The organism is Microcoleus sp. Pol12A5 (assembly GCF_036701435.1).
Classification (GTDB): domain Bacteria; phylum Cyanobacteriota; class Cyanobacteriia; order Cyanobacteriales; family Microcoleaceae; genus Microcoleus.
This window is the reverse complement of record NZ_JAUBQU010000185.1, coordinates 1-7,859: the sequence shown is the minus strand read 5'-3', so window position 1 is coordinate 7,859 and position 7,859 is coordinate 1. Positions and strand designations below refer to the sequence as shown.

Annotated in this window: 5 protein-coding genes; 2 read left to right on the top strand and 3 right to left on the bottom strand. The window is 47.6% G+C overall.

The genetic code is table 11. The features are described 5' to 3' along the window. The 3 genes from QUA45_RS26845 to QUA45_RS26835 all read right to left on the bottom strand — a co-directional run. A partial coding sequence (locus QUA45_RS26845; protein ID WP_333222859.1) for an Ig-like domain-containing protein occupies positions 1 to 2,522 on the bottom strand: 2,522 nt, incomplete at its 3' end. Positions 2,523 to 2,785: 263 nt separating this feature from the next. After that, a complete protein-coding gene (locus QUA45_RS26840; RefSeq protein WP_333222857.1) occupies positions 2,786 to 3,478 on the bottom strand; it encodes a response regulator transcription factor in 693 nt (230 codons plus the stop codon). Then, a complete protein-coding gene (locus QUA45_RS26835; RefSeq protein ID WP_333222855.1) occupies positions 3,475 to 4,575 on the bottom strand; it encodes a HAMP domain-containing sensor histidine kinase in 1,101 nt (366 codons plus the stop codon). The genes QUA45_RS26840 and QUA45_RS26835 overlap by 4 nt, the downstream gene beginning before the upstream one ends. Before the next feature lie 681 nt (positions 4,576 to 5,256). On the opposite strand from QUA45_RS26835, the gene kdpA reads away from it, so the two are divergent. Together kdpA and QUA45_RS26825 are read left to right on the top strand one after the other, a co-directional pair. Beyond that, positions 5,257 to 7,017: a potassium-transporting ATPase subunit KdpA gene (gene kdpA, locus QUA45_RS26830; protein WP_333222853.1), complete on the top strand. Its 1,761-nt coding sequence runs from the start codon at positions 5,257 to 5,259 to the stop codon at positions 7,015 to 7,017. A 123-nt stretch (positions 7,018 to 7,140) separates the two neighbouring features. Further along, a partial coding sequence (locus tag QUA45_RS26825; RefSeq protein ID WP_445305349.1) for a P-type ATPase occupies positions 7,141 to 7,859 on the top strand: 719 nt, incomplete at its 3' end.

Below are 7,859 nucleotides of genomic sequence, written 5' to 3'. Positions count from 1 at the left end.
AAAAAACTACATAGAAAATTATTCGGATATAAGTGTAGCATATTTTGGGTTAAAGTTAAGATGCGTTTACCCTGCCCATCACTGACAGTGTAAGTAAAACTATCTGGTCCCAAAAATCCTGGATTCGGAGTATAAGTAAACGAACCATCAGTATTGAATACGAGAGTGCCATTGTTGGGATTTGTGACTTTAGTTGCCGTCAGCAAATCACCGTCAAAGTCGCTATCGTTGGCTAAAACTCCCTCAGCCACAGGAACGTTTATCACTCGATCGTGCAGGGTTTTGTAATTGTCACTATTTGCCTGCGGTGGCTGATTTGTGACATTTAGATTTACCGGCACAGTCGTGAAAAAAGGCGCGAAGGCTGCCCCGTCAGTGATGCTGTAGCTGAAGTCGTCAAAACCAGCAAAACCCGGATTCGGAGTATAGCTGAACGAACCGTCAGCATTGAAATTCAGCTTGCCGTTTTTAGGGACTGACTCAAGTTTTGCAGTCAATGTGTCGCCGTCAGGGTCGATGTCATTGGCCAGGACTCCGGGAATTACGACATTGAGTGTCTTGTCGTGGGGAGTGTTGTAACTGTCGGTATTTGCCTGCGGTGGCTGATTTGTGACATTAATAACTATCTGATTGGTCGCAGGCACGAAGGCTCCGTCGCTGACACTGTAGCTGAATACATCCAAGCCGACAAAACCGGGATTGGGAGTATAGCTAAAGGAACCGTCAGGGTTAAAATTGATCTTGCCGTTGTTTGGCAAGGATACCAGTTTGGCACTCAAGGAATCGCCGTCGGGGTCGATGTCATTGGCCAGCACTCCGGGAATTACGACATTGAGTGTCTTGTCGTGGGGAGTGTTGTAACGGTCGCTATTTGCCTGCGGCGGCTGGTTGGTGACATTGATACCTATCACAACAGGCGCTGATGTGAAAGTTCCATCGCTGACACTGTAGCTGAATTCCTCCAAGCCAACAAAACCGGGATTCGGAGTATAGCTAAAGGAACCGTCAGCATTGAAATTCAGCTTGCCGTTTTTGGGGACTGACTCAAATTTTGCAGTTAATGGGTCGCCGTCGGGGTCGATGTCATTGGCCAGGAGTCCGGGAATTAGGACATTGAGTGTCTTGTCGTGAGGAGTGTTGTAACGGTCGCTATTTGCCTGCGGCGGCTGGTTGATTAAGAACTTGGTGACGTTGAGGTTCACCGAAACGGGGGGAGAGGGCAATACCCCATCGCTGATGCTGTAGGTGAAGTTGTCAATACCAGCAAAACCCGGATTCGGAGTATAGCTGAAGGAACCGTCAGCATTGAAAACTACCTTGCCACTGTTGGGGGCGGACACCAGTTTTGCCGTTAGGGGGTCGCCGTCGAAGTCGTCGTCGTTGGCCAAGATTCCGGGGGCTGGCAGGTTTAATACCTTGTCTTGGGGAATGCTGTAATTGTCTGGTTGTCCCGCAGGTGGAAAGTTGGTGACATTCAGGTTCACCGGAACGGGGGGAGACGGCGATGCCCCATCGCTGACGCTGTAGCTGAAGTTGTCAATACCAGCAAAACCCGGATTCGGAGTATAGCTGAACGAACCATCAGCATTGAAATTCAGCTTGCCGCTGTTGGGGGCGGACACCAGTTTTGCCGTTAGGGGGTCGCCGTCGAAGTCGTCGTCGTTGGCCAAGACTCCGGGGGCTGGCAGGTTTAATACCTTGTCGTGGGGAATGCTGTAACTGTCTGGTTGTCTCGCAGGTGGAAAGTTAGTGACATTCAGGTTCACTGGAATGGAGGGAGACGGCGATACCCCATCGCTGACGCTGTAGCTGAAGTTGTCAATACCAGCAAAACCGGGATTGGGAGTGTAGCTGAAGGAACCGTCAGCCTTGAAAACTACCTTGCCGCTGTTGGGGACTGATACCAGTTTGGCAGTCAGGGGGTCGCCGTCGAAGTTGTCGTCGTTGGCTAAGATTCCGGGGGCTGGCAGATTGAATACTTTGTCGTGGGGAATGGTGTAACTGTCTGGCTGTCCCACTACCGGCTGGTTAGTGACATTCAGGTTCACCGGAACGGGAGGAGACGGCGATGCCCCGTTGCTGACGCTGTAGGTAAAGTTGTCTGAGCCTGCAAAACCAGGATTGGGAGTATAGCTGAAGGAACCGTCGCTGTTGAAAACTACCTTGCCATTGTTTGGCAAGGACACCAGTTTGGCAGTCAAGGCGTCGCCGTCGGGATCGGAGTCGTTGGCTAGGACTCCGCGGGCTGGCAGATTGAATACCTTGTCATGGGGAATGCTGTAACTGTCTGGTTGTGCCACTGGTTGCTGGTTGGTGACGTTAATGACGAAAGTCTGGCTAGGCGAAGTATCGATACCGCCGTTAGCTATACGACCATTGTCTCTGAGGGTTAAACTAATAGTAGCACGGCAGATCGCAGCCCCCGCCGACGTAAAAATCAGTTGTCCTAAAGAGTACGATCGCGAGTGATACGCTGAATCAACCAGTATTGTCAAGTTTAGGTCGATCGCGCCTAGTTGCAAACTTTCGGGGGCGGCCGTAGGAGAGAATGCACGAAGTTCTGCATCGTCTTAGCCTTGAGGTTAAACTTGTGCAATGTCAAACTTCATTAATGTTGTCAGCATCGATCGACAATAGTACTATCGTATAGTCAGGAGACCAATAAAATTAACAATCAAGACTGATATTAATTTTCAGTGAAGCTGCAACAGATTCATCTTGTAGAGGCGCGTTTAGCAACTAATTCATTTCAAAAACCGACTATTCCAGTACACAAATTGCCTTTTTAAGGTTCGCTCGCTAACAGTTCTTGTGCTACCAATCCTTTCTGAATTGCGAGTACAGCAGCTTGAGTGCGATCGCGCACTTCTAACTTTTGCAAAATCGCGTGTACGTGAACCCGCACAGTCCCCGGAGCAATGTACAATATTTGTGCAATTTCCTGATTGCTTTTCCCCCCCGCAACCAAAGCCAAGATTTCCTGTTCTCGCTTCGTCAGCGGATTCTCTAAAAGTTCCGATTTTGACCCTACTTTCACAGGTTCGGGATTAGCAAAAACCGCCCGAATTTCTGCTGTCGCGGCCTGATCCCACCAAGAAGCGCCCGCCGCTACCGATCGAATTGCCAACACTAAAGTTTCCGCCGCAATTCCCTTGAGGCAATAGCCCTGAGCTCCCGTTGCTATTAATCTTTCAATTAAGGATTTTTGCGAATGAGATGTTAAAATTAAAACGGGAATTTCTGGATGTCGATGTTTAATTTGGCGGCACGCTTCAATACCGCCTATTCCCGGCAAACCGACATCGAGAACTACCACATCTGGCAAGTGTTCCTGAGTCAATTCTACTGCCGTTTCGCCATCTTCTGCCTCGGCAATTACTTGCAAGCAACTTTCTTGCTGCAACCTGGTTTGCAGCCCCAACCGAAACAGTTCGTCGTCTTCAACCAGGAGAATTCGCAACGGATAAGCTGGTTTCATTTCTGTGGGATAGCAGGGAGTCGGAATCCAAATAAAGCACCGTGTGGCAATTTATTTTCTGCCCAAATTATACCGCCGTGGGCGTCAATAATTTGGCGGGATAAGTATAATCCTAATCCCGATCCTTTGGCTTGCCTATCGCTGTGTCCTTGATAAAAACGCTCGAACAAGTGGGGCAGTTCATCGGCGGTAATTCCCAACCCGCTATCGATAACTTTCACCACCTGATAACTCGCATAAGATTCCATAACAATTTCTACTTTTCCACCGCGAGGAGAATGGTTAATGCCGTTTGTTAGCAAATTAACAAAAACGCGCTGGAGTTGCACCGCATCGCCATTTACCCACAAAGAGCGACGGAAATCAGACTCTCCGTAAGTCATATTAATGTAAACTCGGCGCGCTGCCGATAAATCTATGAGGGTGGCAATTACTTCTTCTGCCAAAGCTACTAAATTTACGGGCGCAAGTTGCAGTTTTAAACCTTCGGCATCATTGCGGTAAACATCCAGCAGCGTTTCTACTAATTGTAGAGACATTTTGTGCGATCGCGCCATTGTTTCGAGAACTTTTTGCTGACTGGCGGTGACATCCCCAAATTTTGCTGACTGAAAAGCTTTAATTGTTTCGATTGCCCCCAGCATCGGCGTTTTTAAGTCGTGACTCAAAGTAGAGACAAAATCTTCTCGGATGCTTGCTAGCTGCTGCTGCGACTGCAACTCAGCTTTAGCGATCGCGATCGCTTGTTGGTACTCGTGGTTGCGATCGCTCAAATATCCCGTCACCCCTAAAGCCATGACTGCGATCGATCTATTTGCGACAGTGGCTAGGGCGATCGCTCCTCCAGGAGGAACAAACAAATTTAACAGCGTCAAAGCTGCCGATACCAGCGTAATTTGCAACTTACCCAACCGACTCAAGCGCGAATTTGCCAATAAAATCGGCCCTGTGTACAAATACCCAAACAGATACTCCGACGGCGTAGTAAATTCCAGCACTACAACGATCGCAAATAAAATTGCGATCGACCACCTTCCCCGCAAATACGTCTCTTGAATTCCCAGGTTTTTTTGGATAATGAATAAACTTTTCAACATTGTCAATCAATCCATTTTATATTTTATATTCCCTGTTTTTTCTCCTTCCATTTTTACCTTTTAGCTTCGAGGTTTAGATTCCAGCACCTTCTATTTTCTGCCTTAAAATGACTGCTTTTATTGACAATTTTTTACCTATTATGGCGCATCCTCATCGCGTTTAGATAATATCTATATCTCAAAGTATAGATATGTAACCGATGTAAATGTTTATCTATTGTGGCAAATATAGAGCGGAAAGCATAAGTTATTCACATAAATTTATACCTGAAAGCTGATTATCTAAATTTCTACCAGTGAGTATAGTGATCCGTAAAAGTAGAGGGCATTTTTTGGCTAACAGAAGTGACAGCTCAACTTTGTATAATCAAAGCGAGTTCAGTTTCATCCAAATTAACAAGAGTTATTGTGGCGCGCTCTTAAATGCTATACAATTGCTCGATCGCCGTCAAAGCACGGAATTAGCAAAAGAAAAATGAGGAATTATCGCCAGCGAAAACCCGCTGGTGGCGTTAATCCCTCTAACTGGGGAGATTGCATCTTAGCAGCATTGAATTCGGCGATCGCCCCCAAACGGAAAGTGACCTGCAAAAAAAGCTCGCCCGGTTTTTGGAACCTCCCACCTAACCGATTTGGCGATCGGCAAAACCCCTTTATCCAAGGATAAAAATTAACTCATTTATGCTGCAAGGATTACTTCAAATCGCCTTAACCCTAATCATTTTAATAGCAATCGCGCCAGTCTTCGGCAACTACATGGCGCGGGTGTACATGGGAGAAAAAACCATTCTCGACCCCGCTATTAAACCCCTCGAAGAAATTATCTATAAAGCCAGCAACATCCGGTCTGTAGATTCCATGACAGGTTGGCAATATGCCCGATCCTTACTCTACAGCAATGCAGCAATGGGCATATTTGTTTATTTAATTTTCATGCTTCAGGGAGTGCTGCCTTTAAATCCCACCAGCTTAAGTGCCCCAACCTGGGATACTGCGCTGCACACAACTATTTCATTCCTGACAAATACCGACCAACAGCATTACTCCGGCGAGACAACATTCAGTTATCTATCCCAGTTAACTCTGGGTTTTTTAATGTTTACCTCAGCCGCCACGGGTTTAGCAGTAGCGATTGCCTTTATCCGGGGATTAACCGGCCGCCCCCTGGGCAACTTTTACATTGATTTAATTCAATCAATCACCCGCATTCTGCTGCCCCTTTCTTTGATAATAGGCTTGTTTTTGCTAATTTCAGGAGTGCCAGAAACCATCGCCGGGCCGGCAGTTGCCCGTACCTTAGAAGGCGGCACGCAAGTAATAGGTCGCGGCCCAGTAGCTCACTTTGAAAGCATCAAACAACTCGGAGAAAATGGCGGCGGATTTTTTGCCATTAACTCGGCTCATCCCTTTGAAAATCCCAGCCCTTTTACCAACCTGCTGGAAACACTAGCAATGGTTTCTATACCAGCAGCTATGATTCACACCTACGGCAGATTTGCCAACAACAAAAAGCAGGGATGGCTGATTTTTTGGATGGTGTTTGCCATCTACGTGGTCTTGATTGGCATTGCAGCGTTTGGCGAGTACGGCGGCAACCCTCTAATTAATAATTTACTGGGCGCGCAACAACCAAATTTAGAAGGCAAAGAAGTTAGATTTGGCTGGGCAGAGACTGCCCTGTGGGCGGTAACTACGACTGGGACAATGTGCGGTGCTGTCAACGGGATGCACGATTCTTTAATGCCTCCCGCTGGTTTTGCTACTCTGTTTAATTTGTTTCTGCAAATCGTTTGGGGCGGACAGGGAACGGGAACGGCTTACTTATTTATTTACTCAATTTTGAGCGTATTTCTCACGGGATTAATGGTGGGGAGAACGCCGGAATTTTTGGGACGCAAAATAGAAAAACGGGAAATTGTTTTAGCCAGCGTTGTTTTATTAATTCACCCGATCGCAGTTTTAATCCCCGGTGCAATTACCCTCGCCTTTACCGACAGTTTGAGCGGCATCAGCAACCCGGGATTTCACGGCATTTCTCAGGTAATGTACGAATACGCTTCGGCCGCGGCTAACAACGGTTCCGGCTTAGAAGGATTGGCCGACTCTCAACCCGCCCCGACAGGAGTTTGGTGGAATTTAAGCACCTGTTTTAGCCTCCTGTTGGGACGCTACGTTCCAATTATTGCCCTGCTGCTTTTAGCTGACAGCATGACGAACAAACAACTGGTTCCCGAAACAACGGGCACTCTCAGAACCGATTCAGTTTTGTTCACCAGCGTAACCGCAGGAGTAATCTTAATTCTAGGCGCGCTGACATTTTTCCCAGTTTTGGCTTTAGGGCCAATTGCCGAAGAATATGAAATTAGCAGCGGCAAGTTTGAACCAGCACCGATAACTGCGCCAACGCCTTTACCAATACCTTCACCAAACAGCGGACAGTAAAACACCGATAATTGTGATAACTCAGGAGGTAAAAAACTGTTTTATCTTAAAAATATCTGCGTTTATCTGTGTTTATCCGCCTAAAATCTGCGGTTCCTCTATAATCTAAAATCCCCAATCGACATGACCTCATCCCATACTCCTGATTCCCCAAAAAAACCTCCCAGAGGCTCTCGCCAGTCTCGCAAGCATACACCAAAAGCAAATACTAAAGGCCTTTATCAAAGAGCTTTTAAACAAGCTTTTGTCAAGCTAAACCCCCGGGTGATGCTAAAAAATCCGGTGATGTTTGTGGTGTGGATAGGCACAATTGTGACGGCACTTTTAACGATCGACCCGACGCTGTTCGGCCCGGTTTTAGGCAAAAATCAGGTAGTTTTTAACGGTTTAGTGACGTTAATTTTGTTCTTCACCTTGGTATTTGCTAATTTTGCCGAAGCGGTAGCCGAAGGGCGCGGCAAAGCCCAAGCAGATGCGCTGCGATCGACCAAAGCCGACACAACAGCCCGCAAACTCTTACCAGACGGTTCAATTCAAGAAGTTAGTTCGACATCCCTGAGACGCGGCGACCAAATTAAAGTGATCGCAGGCGATGTCATTCCTTCCGACGGCGAAGTGATTGCAGGCGTCGCGTCAGTGGATGAATCTGCGATCACTGGCGAATCCGCGCCGGTGCTCAAGGAACCGGGTTCGGACATCGCCAGTTCCGTCACCGGCGGTACGCGCATCCTCTCTGACGAACTGACGCTGCGGGTAATGGCCGACCCGGGTAAGGGGTTTTTGGACAGGATGATCGCGCTGGTGGAGGGGGCAGAAAGGTCGAAAACGCCGAACGAGATCGC